Source organism: Serratia marcescens, assembly GCF_001902635.1.
Taxonomy (GTDB): domain Bacteria; phylum Pseudomonadota; class Gammaproteobacteria; order Enterobacterales; family Enterobacteriaceae; genus Serratia; species Serratia marcescens_F.
The window spans coordinates 1-16,992 of sequence record NZ_MJAO01000029.1 but is presented as its reverse complement, the minus strand read 5'-3'; the positions used below and the strand labels follow the sequence as shown (position 1 = coordinate 16,992).

At 61.4% G+C, this 16,992-nt stretch carries 10 protein-coding genes and 1 pseudogene; 6 read left to right on the top strand and 5 right to left on the bottom strand.

What is annotated here, in order from left to right:
• Positions 1 to 135 precede the first annotated feature (135 nt).
• From BHU62_RS25620 to fsa, 3 genes and pseudogenes are all read right to left on the bottom strand, one after another.
• Positions 136 to 7,146, bottom strand: a pseudogene (locus BHU62_RS25620) (filamentous hemagglutinin N-terminal domain-containing protein); the annotation flags it as partial.
• Between the two features lie 56 nt (positions 7,147 to 7,202).
• Positions 7,203 to 8,924 (bottom strand): ShlB/FhaC/HecB family hemolysin secretion/activation protein, encoded by a 1,722-nt coding sequence (locus BHU62_RS21595; protein WP_073534494.1) that lies wholly within the window; start codon positions 8,922 to 8,924, stop codon positions 7,203 to 7,205.
• Positions 8,925 to 9,205: 281 nt separating this feature from the next.
• Positions 9,206 to 9,871 carry a fructose-6-phosphate aldolase gene (gene fsa / locus BHU62_RS21590; protein WP_047567218.1) on the bottom strand — a complete coding sequence of 222 codons (666 nt, stop codon included), beginning with the start codon at positions 9,869 to 9,871 and terminating at the stop codon, positions 9,206 to 9,208.
• Between the two features lie 149 nt (positions 9,872 to 10,020).
• Between fsa and BHU62_RS21585 the strand changes: the two genes are divergently transcribed.
• The 4 genes from BHU62_RS21585 to osmB all read left to right on the top strand — a co-directional run bounded on the left by BHU62_RS21585 (position 10,021) and on the right by osmB (position 14,640).
• Positions 10,021 to 10,920, top strand: coding sequence for a glycyl-radical enzyme activating protein (locus BHU62_RS21585; RefSeq protein WP_073534493.1), 900 nt, complete (start codon positions 10,021 to 10,023; stop codon positions 10,918 to 10,920).
• Between the two features lie 4 nt (positions 10,921 to 10,924).
• Positions 10,925 to 13,357: a formate C-acetyltransferase/glycerol dehydratase family glycyl radical enzyme gene (locus tag BHU62_RS21580; RefSeq protein ID WP_073534492.1), complete on the top strand. Its 2,433-nt coding sequence runs from the start codon at positions 10,925 to 10,927 to the stop codon at positions 13,355 to 13,357.
• A 50-nt stretch (positions 13,358 to 13,407) separates the two neighbouring features.
• Positions 13,408 to 14,154: a DNA-binding transcriptional regulator YciT gene (locus BHU62_RS21575; protein ID WP_073534491.1), complete on the top strand. Its 747-nt coding sequence runs from the start codon at positions 13,408 to 13,410 to the stop codon at positions 14,152 to 14,154.
• Positions 14,155 to 14,421: 267 nt separating this feature from the next.
• Positions 14,422 to 14,640 (top strand): osmotically-inducible lipoprotein OsmB, encoded by a 219-nt coding sequence (gene osmB, locus BHU62_RS21570; RefSeq protein WP_004930634.1) that lies wholly within the window; start codon positions 14,422 to 14,424, stop codon positions 14,638 to 14,640.
• 191 nt (positions 14,641 to 14,831) lie between these two features.
• Here osmB and yciH read toward each other — a convergent pair whose 3' ends face one another.
• Positions 14,832 to 15,158 (bottom strand): stress response translation initiation inhibitor YciH, encoded by a 327-nt coding sequence (gene yciH, locus BHU62_RS21565; RefSeq protein ID WP_060418537.1) that lies wholly within the window; start codon positions 15,156 to 15,158, stop codon positions 14,832 to 14,834.
• Between the two features lie 10 nt (positions 15,159 to 15,168).
• The gene (pyrF, locus tag BHU62_RS21560; RefSeq protein ID WP_171971342.1) at positions 15,169 to 15,897 is read right to left on the bottom strand and encodes an orotidine-5'-phosphate decarboxylase; all 729 of its coding nucleotides are present in this window, start codon (positions 15,895 to 15,897) and stop codon (positions 15,169 to 15,171) included.
• Positions 15,898 to 16,226: 329 nt separating this feature from the next.
• On the opposite strand from pyrF, the gene bhsA reads away from it, so the two are divergent.
• Together bhsA and BHU62_RS21550 are read left to right on the top strand one after the other, a co-directional pair.
• Complete coding sequence (gene bhsA / locus BHU62_RS21555) at positions 16,227 to 16,487, top strand: multiple stress resistance protein BhsA (protein ID WP_073534489.1); 261 nt, start codon at positions 16,227 to 16,229, stop codon at positions 16,485 to 16,487.
• A gap of 172 nt (positions 16,488 to 16,659) precedes the next feature.
• On the top strand, positions 16,660 to 16,959 hold the full coding sequence (locus BHU62_RS21550; RefSeq protein ID WP_073534488.1) for an Arc family DNA-binding protein: 300 nt from the start codon (positions 16,660 to 16,662) through the stop codon (positions 16,957 to 16,959).
• The last annotated feature ends 33 nt before the right edge of the window (positions 16,960 to 16,992 follow it).

The following is a 16,992-nucleotide window of genomic DNA, read 5'->3' as shown; positions in this document are numbered from 1 at the left end:
GGCCAGCAGTTGGTTGCCCGCCACCAGGGTGACGCCCTGGTCTCCGCCGAGTCCGCTTAATGTCAGGCGCTCTTCCTGGCGGTCGTTGCTCACCGATGAGGTGCGGCTGTTGGCGGCCAGGTGCGTGGTATTGGTGGTGCTTTCGGCCCTGATGTTGATATCGCCGCCGGCCTGCACGCCGAGTTGGCCACCTGCTTTTGCCTGGCTCCCCGTAAGCAGAACGTCGCGCCCGGCATTGAGCGTGAGGTTGCCGCCGGCGTTAAGCTCACTCCCCTGTGCCTGCTGCCATTCGCCGCTGACGTGCGCCAGCCGCTCGCCAGCCGCTTCCGTGCCGCCGCGGGTGCGGTTACCCATTGAACCGGAAATAACCTCAAAATCGGCGGTATGGTTGCTTTTGGCGGCGGTGATGGTCAGGTCGTTACGCGCGCTCAGGTTGAGCGTATCGGTCGCATCGAGCTTCGCCCCCGTGAGCGTGATATCGGTGCCGTGCAGGCGAATGTCGCCGGCGCTCATGGTCGCCTGACGCAGCGCATCCTGCAGGTTGGTGCTCATGGCCAGACTGCCTGCCTGCACGTCAATACTGCCGGCTTTGATGTCGCCGCCCTGATGCAGGAACTGCCCGGCATCAACGGACAGCGCCTTATCGGCAAACAGGTTGCCGGTATTGGTGATGCTGCCCGCCGAGAGATGCAGGTCGCCGCCGCCAATCACCGCGCCATCGCCGGTCAGGCGCAGCGTGGTCTGCGCCAGATACACCTTTGGCACCCACACCGTTTGCGGGCCGTCGGCCGTTTGCACCGTCTCGCTCACCAGCCAGACGATATCCTGTTGCAACGCCGCAATTTGCTCCGGCGTCAAGGCCACGCCCGGCACCAGGTGGAAGTCCTGGGCAACTTTGCTGCCGTTGTTCATCAGTTGCTGATACTGTTCCATCGCATCCCAGCCCTTGACGGACGGTTTGCCGGTCAGCGCCAGCACCTGCTCGCGCACCAGGCGCTGCTCGTAAAAGCCGTCGCCCAGGCGTTTATGGGCCTGCGCGGGGTCATACCCTACGCGCTCGAGCATGTAATCACTGCTGATAAAGTTGTCGCGGCGGGTAAAGCGCGCGTCGGTCACCACCAGGAACGGGCTGCCGGTCGCCGTATGCTGGCTGAACAGACCGTTATTGGGGATAGTGGTGGCCACACTGCCCAGATGTTGCAACTGCGTCAGCGCCAGCTCAGACGGTAGCAGCGGGCGCCCCAGCGGCGAGGATGGCGTGGTGCCGGGTTGCGTCATCCCTCTGCCCGGTGTTAGCGTCGTATCGCCTTCAGCTCGGGATGCGCCCTCTACCGTGAAGGCCAGCGGGTTGCGCTCAAGTTCGGCGCGTTCGGCATCCACTGCCTTCAACGCCGCATCCAGTTGACTGATTTGCGCCTGATTGACCGTGGTGTTGGTGATACTGGCGCCGTTAATGGTGACCGTGCCGTTGCCAGTGATCACACCATCAACGGTCGCCAGCGCCGTGTTTTCGTCCCGGTTGAACGTGGGGTACCAGTGGTGGGTGTCCTTGTCATAGTGGTCGACGATAACCGCCTGGCGCCGTTCGTTAACCGAGTAACCGCGGTTGTCCACGCTGCCGCCGCCGTCCTGCGTCAGGTTGCCGTTGGCCGTAATGACGCTGGCATCATTGAGCAACGCTCCCGTGATGCGCAGCACCATATTGCCGCCCGCCAGAATACGCCCGCCGATACCTTCAGAGACCAGCCTGTCACGCGTCACCGTGCCGCTCTCGGTACGTTCGCGCAGGTTGTTGTAATCGGTGACGAACGGCGCGGTGGCGATATCGAGGTGTTTCTCAGGGTCCCAGGTCATCACCTGCGTCCAGTCGTGTTCCCAGTGGAAGCCGTTTTGATAAGGCGTCGGAATACTCGCCAACTGATTTCCCCCCCGCGTCTCGTAGAACGTCATCGCATAGCTGCCGTCGGCATTCGGCTTGAGCGCCAGGTAGTTGACCCACAGGTCGGTCAGTTGGCCTTTGTTGTCCTTGACGCGCACCTGCGCGCGTTTGCCCACTGCATCAATGGCCAGCAGGGTGCCGTAGCGGTTGGTTTGTGCCGCCGCGTCATCCTGATAGGTCAACTGCTGGGTGGTCGGCGCCATGGTGCTTTTATCGGGATTGACCTTGGAGCCGTAGGAGCGCCAGTAGTAGTTGTAGCGGTGCCATTTGTAGTCGCTCTTCTCGGCGTCACGCTCAATCACCAGCCCTTCGCGCAGGTTGTTCAGGCGACGGGCCTCGACGGTGGCGTCACCGTCCGCTTCGATAAAGCTCGCCCGGTTTTCAATCAGGTCATCACTGTGCAGATGGAGACGGTCACCACTGTAGATCAGTGCCCCCTCCCGGTTGGTCAGGCGTTCACCGGCCTGCAACGTCAGGCTGTGGGTCGCCGCCATCACCGCAGGCGCGCCGTGGTTGTCGATAACGCGCCCGTGCACGGTGATATCGTCACCCATCAGCGCCGCGGCGTTGTCCAGGGTATCGACGTTCAGCGTCATGCTGTCCGCTTCAAGGCGCCCGGTGTTTTGCAACGCCCCGGTCGTCAGCTGCAGCGTTTTACCCACCAGCGTCGCCGGATTGGTGATGCTGGCCGCATTGAGCACCAGATTGCCTGGCAGTAACCAGTCCGCCAGGTTGGTAAAGGCGCCGCTCAGGGAGAACGTCACCGTGCCGTTACTGCTGACGGTGTCGCCGGCTTGGCGGGTGTAGTCCTGCCGTGCGGACAGCGTCAGCGCCTGCAGCCCCAGCAGAGTGCCGCTCTGGTTATCCAGAGTACGCGCATGCACGGTGAGTTGTTCGGCACTCTCCACGCGCCCGCCCTGGTTGAGCAGCGCCAACGGCGAGTCGGTTGACGGACGCCCGGCGTTAATATCGAGATTGCCGTTGGCCAGGATGCGCCCCTGGCGGTTATCCAGCGTGGCGACGTCCGTGAGGGTGAGATGGCCGGCGCTCTGGAGCCGACCAGCCGTGTTATCGATGTCACGGGCGGTGATACCGGTGCGAGCCGTGCCCAGTATCAGGCCGCCATCGCGGTTGTTCAGGCGATCGGTCTGCACATCCAGTTCCGCCTGGCTGCTGAGCCTGCCCTGCCCACTGTTATCGAGCGTCCCGGCCTTGAGCGTCAGCCCCTGGGTCGACACCAGTTGCCCGCCCTGGTTATTCATCTGCGCACCGTCGAGCGTGAGCGCCCCGCCGCTGTGTACCTTACCTTGCCGGTTGTTGAGCGTGTCGATGCGGTAGGCGCCCGTTCCCTGACTGATGAGCGTACCGCCGGCATTGTCCAGCCGCGCCGCCGCCAGATCAATGCCGCTGCGGCTGCTGAATACGCCCTGGCGGTTCTCAATACCGGCCGCCGAGATCCGTTGTTCGCCATTGCTGCGCACCGCGCCGCCGGTATTGTCAAGCATACCGAGAATACGCAGCGCCACCTGCTGCTGGCCCTCGATCTGCCCGCCGGCATTGTTCAGCGTTTGCGCATCGAGCGACAAGGCTTCGCCGCTCTGCAGCTTCCCGCCACGGTTGTCCAACCCGCCGTTCAGATTGAGCCGCAGCTGTTTTTGGCTGTACACCTGCCCCGCCTGGGTGTTATTGAGACTGCGGGCGGCGATAGTCAGTGCCTGGCCGGCCAACACCTCGCCGCCGATGTTATTGATGGCGCCGACATGCTCGCCGTTGCCAGAACCCTGTACGACCAATTCTCCCTGCGCCGAGACCTTACCGCCGTGATTGTCGATATCCTGTTTGAGGCGCAGTACCAGGTTTTGTGCCGACTGCATCACACCCTTAGCGTTACCCAGCCAGCCCGCCGCCAGCTGCGCGTCCTGCTGGCTCTGTACGCTGCCTTCCGTATTGTCAAAACCGCCGCTGACGACGTGCCAGCTGCCCAGGCTGCCCATCCAGCCCTGAGCGTTGAAAATGTCCTGCGCCGTGAGCGCCTGAGACAGCGAGCTGAAAATCCTGCCCCGGCGGTTATCCAACGCGCCGGTGAACTGCATATCCAGGTGGTCCAGCGCATTGACCGCCCCTTGAGTATTGTTCAGGCCGGCGGCGCGCACCTGCGTGCGCCCATTGCCGGTAAACGTGCCGCCCTGGTTGTCCCAGCCGCCGGTCAGGTTTAGGGAGAGCGCCTGCCCGCTGAAGACCACGCCCGCGGCGCGATTGGTCAACCGCCCACCCCGCAGCGACAGATCGCCGCCGCTTTGCAGCGACCCGCCGCCGTTGTCAAACAGGCTGTCGGCACTCCCATTAACCGCCAACGATTGCTGCGCGGTCAACTTGCCGGTTGTATTGAGGACATCGCCTGCGGCGTCCAGGCGAAGACCTGCGCCGGACTGCAGCCTGCCGCCGGTATTGTCGAAGGTGCGCACGGAGGCGGTGACCTGACGCCCGCCCTGAGCGGCGCCGCCGCGGTTATCCCAGTCCCCGTTGGTCTGCACGGAGAGTGCATCGCCGGCTTCAAGCCAGCCGGCGGCATTGTTCAGCCCCTGTTGCGCCGCCAGGCCCAACCCCTGGCGAGCCACCACTTTGCCCTGCGCGTTATCCACCCGTTGCGCCGTCAGCGTGAGCGATTCACCGCTGATTTCGCCCTCACGGTTCGTCAGCTTGGCAGCACTGTTCAATACCAGTTGTTGCCCAGCCAACACCTTGCCGGCCTCGTTGCGCACGTCCCCTGCCGCTATGTGGGTTTGCCCGCTCCCCGAGACCGTGCCGCGGCGGTTATTCAGCTCGCCGTCGGTGCGCACCGTCAGCGCCCCTCCGGCACCCAGCAGCCCCTGCGTATTGTCCAGCCCTTGGCGGGCATGCAGATCGAGCCGCTGCTGGCCAATCACCTTGCCCTGCGTGTTGTCGAGAAGGTCAGTATTCACCGTCAGCACCGCGGCGCTGATTTCGCCGCCGCGATTGGTGGCGTTGCCCGTGGTCTTCAGGGTGGACGCCCGGCCGGACAGCAGCTTGCCGCCGTCGTTGTTGAGGGTACCTGCCGTGGCCGTGACTGACGTTTCACCTTGCGCCGTGCCGCCGCGGTTGTCCCAGTCGCCGGCATTTACCTCCAGCGCCTTGCCGGCCCCAATCAGGCCGCGTTGGTTATCCAGCCGGCTTGCCGTCAGATCGAGATTGCCCTGACCAATGACCTGTCCCTGCGCGTTATCCAGCTGCTGCGCCACCAGACGCACGTCGCCGCCGTTCAGGGTGCCGGAGCGATTGTTCAGGCCGCCACCCGCCTCGAGCGTCAGCCCCTGGCCTGCCAGCAAATTGCCCCCGGCGTTGTTAACCGCGCCTTCGGCATGAATCGTGAGCCCCGTCTGAGTTTTTACCGTGCCGCTCTGGTTATCGAGGCGGTCGGCGTCAAGGCGAAGAGCGCCGTTGCTGCCCATTGTGCCGCCGTTATTATCGAGCAGGCCGCCAACCCGCCAGTGCTGCGCCGCATTGTCGAGCGCCACCAGGCGGCCACGCTGATTAACCAACGCCGCCGCTTTGAGGTCGAGTTGGCGGCTCTCAATAGCGCCGTCGCTGTTATTCAGCTCGCCTTCCAGGCTGAAACGGCTCTCGCCGATGCCGGTTTGGGACCAAACGGCCTGTTGGTTAAACACATTGTTGGCGTCAACCTGCCAGCGCCCGGTTTTGATCTGCGCCTGTCGGGCATCCACATCACCTGGGGTATTCACGGTAAATTCACCGCTGTCGACGGTCGACTGGCTCAGCGCCACGCCGCCGTCCTGAGCCGTCAGCGTGGTACGGCCTGCGGCCACCTTCGCGCCACTGAGGTCAACCCGACGCCCGGTTGCGTTAACATCCTTTTTGCTCAGTAAGCTGCCGCCGGCACGAATGTCGCCCTGGCTGTCAAGGCGCAAACTCGCGGCGCGCACAATCCGGCTGTCGGCATCGCTGCCCGCCAGCAGATGGCCGCCGCTTTGTATGCCGTGTGCGGCGTTTATCTGCACATCCCCGGCCGCCGCCAACGTGCCGGACTGCGTAAGCGCCCCCTCCCGGCTCTGCACGGCAAGCTGGCCGCCGCTGTGCAATTTGCCGTGATACTCGATGTCGCCTTTCGCCGCCAGATGAATATTGCCGCCGGCCTGCGTGGCGGCGTCTGGCGCATCAGACTGCCAACTGAGCTGCCCCTCGCTGCTGACGGTCAGCGTCTTGCCCGCCTGTACCTGTCCGTTGCGATTGCGTACGCCAACGCCGGCCTCGGTGCCGATCATGCGAATACTGCCGCTGTACATGCCACCCATCTGGCCCATATCAATAGCCAGTTCAGGCCTGGCGCCGCCGTCATCCGCCAGCGGCGTCACGGTTTTACCGTCCGCACTCACACGGTTACGACCGGCTACCACCGTCACGCCTTCTTTGGCCCAGACGCCGGCGTTGACCGCCACCGCGCGCGCCAGAATGTCTACGTATTCGGTATCGTGACGGGCATCCCCGTTGAGTCCGCCACCCTCAATGCGCACCACGCCGCGCTCCACCTGGTAGCCCGCCACGCTGCCGTCGGCATTCATCTGCGGTTTACCGGTAGTCAACGTCATGCGCCCGGCGTTGATGGTGCCGCAGCCGTTGCACACGATTCCCGCCGGGTTAGCCACGATCACCTGCGCCTTGCCGCCGGCCACTTCCATAAAACCGCGCAGCTGGCTGGGATTGTTGCTGTTGACTTCGTTGAGGATGACGCGCGCCGGTGCAGCGTTGGGATTGAGATTAGGGTTACCCTGGATCATCCCAGCCATCTGGGTCGAGGTCATCACTGCCGAGTTGTTGAGGATGGCGCCTTTGGCTTCAACATCGAACTGCTGATATTGGTTATGCGATATCCCGGCCTGATTGGGGGCGGTGATGTTAACCTGCGACAACCCGTTCTGCGTAGCGATAACCTCAGGCCGCTGGGAAGGGTTGGCGGCACCGTCCGCCACGATGCCATCGGCCATCACCGGCCCGGCGAATAGGGCCATACCCAGCATCCACACGGCGCGCCGCACCGTCACCCACAGGCGAGGCGCGCCCGCGCCGCGGTGTTGCCCCGGTTCGGTGCTGCAGCTGCGGGCCAGTTCGGACACTACCCGCAACTCCCCGTGGGTGCGGCTAAAGATAAGGCGATAGCAATGCTTGTTCATGGGTCACATCCGTGAGAAAAGTCAGTCCGTTCAGATCAGTATCAGCAACGCGATATTCAGATTTCCAGATTTACGCTGAAGCCGGCCGTGGCACCCGAGGAGTGGAAGCCCGCAGGTTTATACAAGGGAACGCCGGCAAACAGGTCATAGCTGAATCGCCCCCACAATGCGCCGCGGACACCCAGCGCACTGCCCGCCAACTGCCGCCCCGGCAAGCCTCGCGTGCTCAGGCCGTCCACCCGCCCATAGTCTGCGGCCAAATAGAGTTCGTGCCCGCGGGCAAACACATTCCAGGCGATGTCGTTACGCCAGATCAGGCCCTTTTCGCCAGACAGCATCTGTTCGCCGTCAAAACCGCGCACCGTATAACGCCCGGCAATGGCCATCCGTTCCTGCGGCGTCAGCGCGTTCGGGCTCCACTGGCCGCGCACGCTGGTATATACCCGCCAAGGCTGCGCGCCCCAGGTGAACGGCATGTTGATGCCTGCATCACCCAGCAGAATGCCGGTTCGGGCCGAGCCTGTGTGATTCACTTCTTCCGGCGCGCGCAAGGCCCCCATAGCCCCGGTGCCGCGCCGCCAGTTGATAGACGCATCCAGCGTGGAAGCGCCGAAATAACTGCGCTGGTTCAGCCCCACTTCCCAGCCGGCGGTACGGCGCTTCTGTTGATCTAACGCGATGTCATTGACCGCATTGGTGGAGTGTTTGCGATAGCCGCGCAGATTGAGCGTAGTTTTATGCGCTTGATCACGGTACAACAGCCGGGAGACCGTCAGCTGAATGTTGTCGCTTTTGCCGCTGTAGCGCAGCACCTCATTGGCGTTGGGAATGTTCTGGTGGTAGGTGTAGTCGTTGTAGTTGGCCGAAAAGGCCCAGTATCCCACCGGGAAAAAGTAGTTCAGGGCATGTGAACGGTTGCCGAACGGCCCGTGCTGGAACAGATCCTTGCCGATATTGGCGTAGAGCAGGTCATTTTGCGCAAAGGGCGCATCGATAGCCAGGGTGGCCGAACCGAGATAACGCCCGGTGCTTTTGGAGCCGCTGTCGTCCAGCCCCAGGCTGAGCCGCACCGGGCGCCCCTCGTGCCAGTTGATCCGCAGATCACTGGTGGCGTCCTGCTCTCCGGGGACGATTTTAATGTCGGCATTGGCGCTGGGTACCCGCCTGAAGTTCTCCAACCCCTGTTCGATATCGCGCAGGTTGAGAATATCGCCACGTGATGCCGGCACGGCGTTCCACAACCGCCCACGCCAGGAGACCGGCTCCTCAAAGCGGATGTCGCCAATACGCCCGGGTTGCAACGTGAGCGTCAGCTCGCCCTGGGTCAGGTTCTGCTCCTGCGCCATCACCCGTGTCGTGACATAGCCTTTGGCCAGAATGGCATTCTGTACCTTATTGACGACGAGCACGATCCCCTGCCCGCCCAGACAACGGCCTTTAGCATCGTTGGCGGCCGCGAGCGCCCACTGAAAGCGATCGGCCGACTCCCCGACGAGCATTAGGCGATTGATGGTAAAACAAGGGCTTTCGTGGGAAGGGTAATCGGGCAGAACCAGCTCGGGGCCAGCCAAGCGCGCATCAGCCTGGGGGGCATTTTGGCTCTGCAGGGCGCGTTCTCGTTCTTGCTGGCGCAGCTGCTCGCGGGCGTCAATCGCCGCCGCGCCCTCACCGGAAACCCCGGCTGCGGAGGCGGATAACAGCGGCACGGCGCTGAGCAATAATCCCGACAAACTACAGCGGATAAAACAAGGCAAAGCACGAGCATAATTTGAGCGCATCCCTGGCTCCCCATCATTATTATTTCAAGAAATTTATGAGTGCAATATTATAAATAATTTAAATTATTGTAAGTACACTCCTTTGCGAACGAATTATGAGCAAAACAAATCAAAAATCAATCTATTTTGGTCAATGCAAAAATAAAACAGTTCAGGAATGATTAAGTGGGGAAATAACGGTCTGACAGGAAAACATAATGACGGGAAGGATGGCGGCGTGGCCGCCATCCTTTAGAAAGGGATTGCCGGGCAAAAGGCAATGCACGCGAGCCTGGCTGCCGTCAGCTCAGCAAATTGCTGCCGAAAGCGCCCTGCCAATCCTGTTCGAACTTCTCGACCGCGGCCTGCACCGCCGGCGCGCTCAGGAACTGCTCCGCCACGTCTACCGGCAGCGTGATGGCCTGGCAGCCCGCCAGCAGGCATTCCAGCGCCTGGCGCGGCGTCTTGAAGCTGGCGGCCAGCACCTGCGCCGACGGCGCGTGCAGGCTCAACAGCTGCTGCAACTCGTGCACCATTTCAATGCCGTCACCGCCCTGCGCGTCCACGCGGTTGACGTAAGGCGCCACATATTCCGCCCCGGCCAATGCCGCCAGCAGCCCCTGCCCGGCGCCATACACCGCGGTGCCCAGCGTCGGGATGGACATCGTTTTTAGTTTCTTGATCGCCGCCAGCCCCTCTGCGGTCGCCGGGATCTTGACCACCAGCCCCGGCACGCGCTGGCTGAGCAGCGCCGCCTCCGCCACCATGCGCTCCGCATCGGCCGCCATCACCTGCGCGAACAGCTTGCCGGTGCCGCCGAGGGCGTCGCGCAGCGCGGGCAGCACTTCCCAGATCGGCTTGCCTTCCTTCGCCACGATGCTTGGGTTGGTGGTGACACCGTGCAGCGGCAGAATGCGCGCCAGGCGTTTTACCGCAGTCACATCGGCGGTATCGAGATAAAGCTCCATCACGGACTCCTGTGTCATGTTCTGTGGGCGGATTCAAACTCTGATCATCATAGGGCAAAAACCCTGTCAACTTTTGACCAAAATCAACTCAACTTTCATTCGAAACACTTTTAATGACGAAAGATTCAGCAACGCCAAACGGGTGACCCATGATCTTCAATCTGCAGCGCTACTCGACGCATGACGGCCCCGGTATCCGCAGCGTGGTCTTTTTAAAAGGGTGCCCGCTGAGTTGCCGCTGGTGTCAAAACCCGGAAAGCCGCTCGCGCCGCGCGGATCTGCTGTTTGACGAGCGTCTGTGCCTGAGTGGCTGCAGGCTGTGCGCCGAGCGCTGCCCGCAAGGCCTGCAGCGTGACGAAGGGGCCCTGACGTTGCGGCGCGAGCTCATCAGCGCCGACGATTATGCGGCACTGGCCGCTGCCTGCCCGACCGGCGCACTCAGCCTGTGCGGCAGCGCGGTCAATTCCGACGATATCATGGCCGAGGTAATGCGGGATAAGCCTTTCTACCTGCGCAGCGGCGGCGGTTTAACGCTGTCCGGCGGTGAACCCTTTATGCAACCGGAGGTGGCGGCGGAGCTGCTGCGGCGCGGCCGCGAGGCCGGCATCCACACCGCCGTTGAATCCTGTCTGCACGTTCCGTGGCGATACATCGCCCCTTCGTTGCCCTGGCTGGATCTGCTGTTGGCCGACCTCAAGCACACCGACGAAGCGCGCTTCAGAGCCTGGACCGGCGGCTCCGCCCGTCGGGTGATGAACAATTTCCGCCGTCTGGCGGCGCACGGCGTGCAGATGACCGTGCGCGTACCGCTGATCCCCGATTTCAATGCCGATCGCCACTCAGTCCGCGCGATCGTCGACTTCGCCGCCGACGAGATCGGCGTGTCGGAGATCCATTTTCTGCCGTACCACACGCTGGGCATCAACAAGTATCACCTGCTTGGCGAGCCCTACCGCGCCGCACGCACGCCGCTGGACGCACCCGATCTGCTGGCCTTCGCCGAAACTTACGCCGGCGCCAAAGGCCTGACCGCCATTTTGCGAGGATAACGCCATGACCACGTTGGATTTGACCACCCTAAGCGCCCGCATTCAGGCGCATAAAAACGCGCTGATTCACATCGTCAAGCCGCCGGTGTGCACCGAACGCGCGCAGCACTATACCGAGGCCTATCAACAGCATCAGGATCGGCCGCTGCCGGTGCGCCGCGCGCTGGCGCTGGCCAACCACCTGGCGAAGCGCAGCATCTGGATCGCCAACGACGAGCTGATTATCGGCAACCAGGCCAGTGAGCTGCGCGCCGCGCCGATCTTTCCTGAATACACCGTCGGCTGGATAGAAAACGAGATCGATCAACTGGCCGACCGGCCAGGCGCCGGTTTCTCGGTCAGCGAAGAGAACAAGGCGATTCTGCATCGGCTTTGCCCCTGGTGGCGCGGCCAAACGGTGCAGGATCGCTGCTACGGTATGTTTACCGACGAACAGAAGGCGCTGCTCGCCACCGGCATCATCAAGGCCGAGGGCAACATGACCTCCGGCGACGCCCATCTGGCGGTCAATTTCCCGCTGCTGCTGGAGCAAGGCCTCGACGGTCTGCGCGAGAAAGTTCGCGAACGCCATGGCCGTCTGCGCCTGAGCGAGTGGGAAGACCTGCACAAAGCGCAGTTTCTCAACGCTATCGACATCGTACTGACGGCGCTGAGCGAGCATATCCTGCGCTTCGCCCACCTGGCGCGCGCTATGGCGCAACGCGAAACCCGCGACTGGCGCCGCACCGAACTGTTGACCATGGCGAGCAACTGCGATCTGATCGCCCATCGCCCGCCGCGCACCTTCTGGCAGGCGCTGCAGCTGTGCTATTTCATCCAGCTGACGTTGCAGATCGAATCCAACGGCCATTCGGTCTCCTTCGGCCGCCTCGACCAATATCTCTATCCCTGGTATCGGCGCGACGTGGAGCTGGAGCAGAACCTGGCGCGGGAAGACGCCATCGAGCTGCTGCACGGCTGCTGGCTGAAGCTGCTGGAGGTCAACAAGATCCGCTCCGGCTCGCATTCCAAGGCCTCCGCCGGCAGCCCGCTGTACCAGAACGTCACCATCGGCGGGCAACAGCTGATCGACGGGCGGCCGTGCGACGCGGTCAACCCGCTGTCCTACGCCATTCTCGAATCCTGCGGCCGCCTGCGCTCCACCCAGCCCAACCTCAGCGTGCGTTACCACGCCGGGATGAGCGCCGATTTCCTCGACGCCTGCGTGCAGGTGATCCGCTGCGGTTTCGGCATGCCGGCGTTCAACAACGACGAAATCGTCATTCCCGAATTCATCAAACTGGGCGTTGAACCGCAAGACGCCTACGACTACGCCGCCATCGGCTGCATCGAGACCGCCGTCGGCGGTAAATGGGGCTATCGCTGCACCGGCATGAGCTTCATCAACTTCGCCCGCGTGCTGCTGGCGGCGCTGGAACAGGGCCGCGACGCCACTTCCGGGCGGATCTTCCTGCCGCAGGAACAGGCGCTGTCCAAAGGAAACTTCGCCGATTTCGAGCAGGTGATGGCCGCCTGGGATCGGCAAATCCGCTACTACACGCGCAAGTCGATCGAAATTGAGTGCGTGGTGGACAGCGTGCTGGAAGAAAATGCCCACGATATCCTCTGCTCCGCGCTGGTGGATGACTGCATCGAACGCGGCAAAAGCATCAAGCAAGGCGGCGCCAAATACGACTGGGTATCCGGCCTGCAGGTCGGCATCGCCAACCTGGGCAACAGCCTGGCGGCGGTACGCAAACTGGTATTCGACCAAGGGGCAATCGGCCAGCAACAGCTGGCGGCGGCGCTGGCCGACGACTTCGCCGGGCTGGACGGCGAGCAACTGCGTCAGCGTCTGCTCAACGCCGCGCCCAAATACGGCAACGATGTGGACGAGGTCGATCGGCTGCTGGTGCGCGCCTACCAAACCTACATCGCAGAACTGAAACAGTATCGCAACACCCGCTTCGGCCGCGGGCCGATCGGCGGCGGTTACTACGCCGGCACCTCGTCAATCTCGGCCAACGTGCCCTTCGGTGCCGCCACTCTGGCCACGCCGGACGGCCGTAAGGCGCACACCCCGCTGGCGGAAGGCGCCAGCCCGGCGTCCGGCACCGATCACCTCGGGCCGACGGCGGTATTCAACTCGCTCGCCAAGTTGCCGACCGAGGCGATCCTCGGCGGCGTGCTGCTTAACCAAAAGCTGAACCCGGCGACGCTGGACAACCCACGCGATCGGGAAAAGCTGATGCTGATGTTGCGCACCTTCTTCGAGAGCTATCGCGGCTGGCATGTGCAGTACAACATCGTGTCGCGCGAAACGCTGCTGGCGGCGAAGCAACACCCTGACCAATATCGTGATTTAGTGGTTCGCGTAGCTGGCTATTCCGCCTTCTTTACCGCATTATCCCCTGAGGCGCAGGATGATATTATTGCGCGCACAGAACATACTATTTAAACCTTTGACTCTTAGCGGCCGCGCCTTGGCGGCCGTCTCATCAGGCCGATATGAATTTACGACAACAGACCATATTGCAGTTGGTTAACGATCGCCGGCGGATCAGCGTCAACGAACTGGCGCGGGCCTCAGGCGTATCGGAAGTCACCATCCGTCAGGATCTCAACCTGCTGGAAAAGCGCAGTTATCTGAAGCGGGTACACGGTTCCGCCGTGGCGTTGGAGAGCGACGACGTCGACGCCCGCATGATGTCCAATTTCACTCTCAAGCAGCGGTTGGCGCAGTACGCCGCCGCGCAGGTCAACGACGGCGAAACGATCTTTATCGAGAGCGGCAGCACCAACGCCCTGCTGGCGCGCTATATCGCTGAGCGCAAGCGCATTACGCTGATCACCGTCAGCCACTACATCGCCAACCTATTGAAAGAAACCGACTGCGATGTGATTGTGCTGGGCGGCATGTACCAGAAAAAAAGCGAGACCGTGGTAGGGCCGCTTACGCGGCTGTGCATACAACAGGTGCATTTCAACAAGGCATTTATCGGTATTGACGGTTTCCACGCCGAAACCGGCTTTACCGGCCGCGATATGATGCGTGCCGACGTGGTCAGCGCGGTGTTGGCCAAGGGCGTAGAGAATATCGTGCTGACCGACTCCAGCAAATTCGGCCAAATCCAACCCAACCCGCTGGCGCAGCCGGGGCAAATCAGCCGGGTGATCACCGATTCACGCCTGGCGCTGGAGTATCAGCATCAGCTGAAACGCCAGGGCGTGCAGGTGGAATTAGTCAACGAATAACGCAAGCCGCCGCCGCGCGGGCCGAACCGCGCGTCTTTTCCCCTTGCGCGGCGAGATTTTAAGACTATTTACCTGTTTATCCTTCCCGAGAAACCTATACTCAGTTTCGGCAACTTTTTGGCCGTAACCTGCTAATTATTCGGCCGTTAACAAAAAATGCCATTTTTAATATCGATACTCTATGGGAACCAACGGCAGGCCTGATTTATGGTTAACGCCTATACTTATAGGGCACTTCCATATAGCCAATGCTAAGGAGAAGTCATTATGATGATTATCAATAAACGTTTCGCCACCGCCGCTCTGGCTCTGACTCTGGCGTTTTCACTCAGCGCATGTTCCAACATGTCCAAACGCGATCGCAACACCGCTATCGGCGCCGGCGCCGGTGCTGTGGGTGGCGCAGTGCTGACTAACGGCAGCGCGTTGGGTACGCTGGGTGGGGCTGCGGTTGGGGGCATCATCGGTCACCAGGTAGGCAAGTAACCTCACCGATAGTCTCCTGCCGACAGGCTGGCAAAAGCGCCGCCGGCGCTTTGACGCATTAACCAAAATAACGATGATTTCAGGTCTGTTATTCTTTAATCCTAGGGTTCTTTTGCCGTTAACGGGCTAACACCCGGCAGCAACAACCTCAAGCCATGCCACGGCATTGCACCGCGGCATGGCGATTCGCCTCAACCGCCCGCCAGCTTGACCTTCATGCCTTTGGCTTCCAGCAGCTGTTTGAGCAGATCGCGTTTATCGCCCTGGATCTCGATGATCCCGTCTTTCACCGAACCGCCGCAGCCGCATTTCTTTTTCAGCTCGGCCGCCAGTTTGTCGAGCGCCGCGTCGTCCAGATCGACACCGGCGATCAGGCACACGCCCTTCCCCTTGCGGCCGCTGGTCTGACGCTGGATACGCACGATGCCGTCGCCCTTGGCGCGTTGCGGTTTAACCTCTTCCTGCTTGATGCGGCCGGTGTCCGTGGAGTACACCAGGCGGCTGTTATCGTCATTCATCGGCGGTTCCTCAGGCCAAAGAGGCGCGGATCGCGCGCAGCGTCGCGGCCGGATCGGCGGATTGGGTGATCGGACGCCCGATCACCATATAGTCCACGCCGGCGGCCTGCGCCTGTACCGGCGTCATGATGCGGCGCTGATCGCCCGCCGCGCTGCCTTCAGGGCGAATGCCCGGCGTGACCAGTTGGAAAGCCTGCCCACAGGCGGCTTTCAGACGCTGCGCTTCGTGTGCGGAACACACCACGCCGTCCAACCCGCAGTCGCGGGTCAAGCGCGCCAGGCGTTCGGCGTGCTCAGCCGGGCTGACCTCAATGCCGATGCCGCGCAGATCTTCCGCTTCCATGCTGGTCAGCACCGTGACGGCAATCAACAGCGGTGCATCCGCTCCATAAGACGCCAGCGCTTCTTTAGCGGCGGTCATCATGCGTGCGCCGCCGCTGGCGTGGACGTTGACCATCCAAACGCCCAGCTCGGCCGCCGCCGCGACCGCATGCGCGGTGGTATTGGGAATGTCGTGGAATTTCAGGTCGAGAAACACGTCGAAGCCGCGTCCGTGCAAATCGCGCACCAGCTGCGGCCCAAACAGCGTGAACATTTCTTTGCCCACTTTCAGCCGGCAGTCTTGCGGATCGATACGGTCGGCGAACGCCAGCGCAGCGTTCTTATCGGCGTAATCTAACGCCACAACGATTGGAGATGATTTTAAGTCATTGTTATTAGCGTTATTTTCAGACTTCATTTCTTCTACCTTCTGTAAAATGGACATAATCAGGCACTCACCCGCGAAACTGACCGCCGCATTCTACATGCCGGGGGCCAGAAATCCCAGCCGCAGCGCGCACCGGCGCTGTGTCATGTTACCTCCCGCCTTTGTCATGGCGCGTCAATGAAAGCGCGCCGGCGATAAACCACGCAGCGTAAAACGCCGTAAAGATGCGTAAATTATCAATCAAATATTTTGAATAACTAGATCAGCATTATCAGATTTTCAATCGGTTCAGATGCTTTATTATTCAACACATCGGAAGCGAATGGCTTCCTTCCTAAATAAACCGACTGGAGTCACCTATGAAAACCATCAAATATTTTGCAGCCGCTGCCGCTATCGCACTGACCTCTTTCGCCACCTTCGCCGCTGAACCGGTCAACAGCCGGCAGGCAGACAGCCTGACCGCCACCGGCATCGTTTCCGCAGGCCACGCGACCACCCTCAGCAGCCTGGAGAAAAAACTGGCCGCTAAAGCAGATGCTCAGGGCGCCGGCAGCTACCGCATCATCTCCGCCGGCGGTAACAACATGCTGAGCGGCACCGCGATCATCTACAAATAACATTTCCGGTACAGGGCCCGATCTTTCGGGCCCTGCCTCTGTTTCCCGCCTGAAATCACTGCCTTGACCCCGCCCTTTATTGTTACAGAAATATTAAATTTTTATTACACACTAGACACCCGATCGCCAGTGGCTTAGCTTGAAGGCATCTTCCTGCAGAAAGGCTTTCAAAATGAGCGAGATATCGACACTTACCATTAAAATTCCTCTGGAACTCAAGGAAAAAATCCGCGCCGCCGCCGCTGAAAACGAGTTTTCGTTGAGCGTGGAAGTGTGCCAGCGCCTGGACAGCAGCTTCAGCGCGCCCGCCACCAAGCCAGAAAAATCGGCCAAGAAAGCGGAAGAACTGCACCACGGCGAGATCGACAATCAAAGTACCGAAGAAGAAATTGAACAGCCGTTGAGCCAGAAAGAGCTGAAGAAACTACGTCAACTGCTGAAAACCGGCACTAAAAACGGCAAGAAAAAGTAAGCGATGAACATAAAAAAACGGGGCGATGATTCG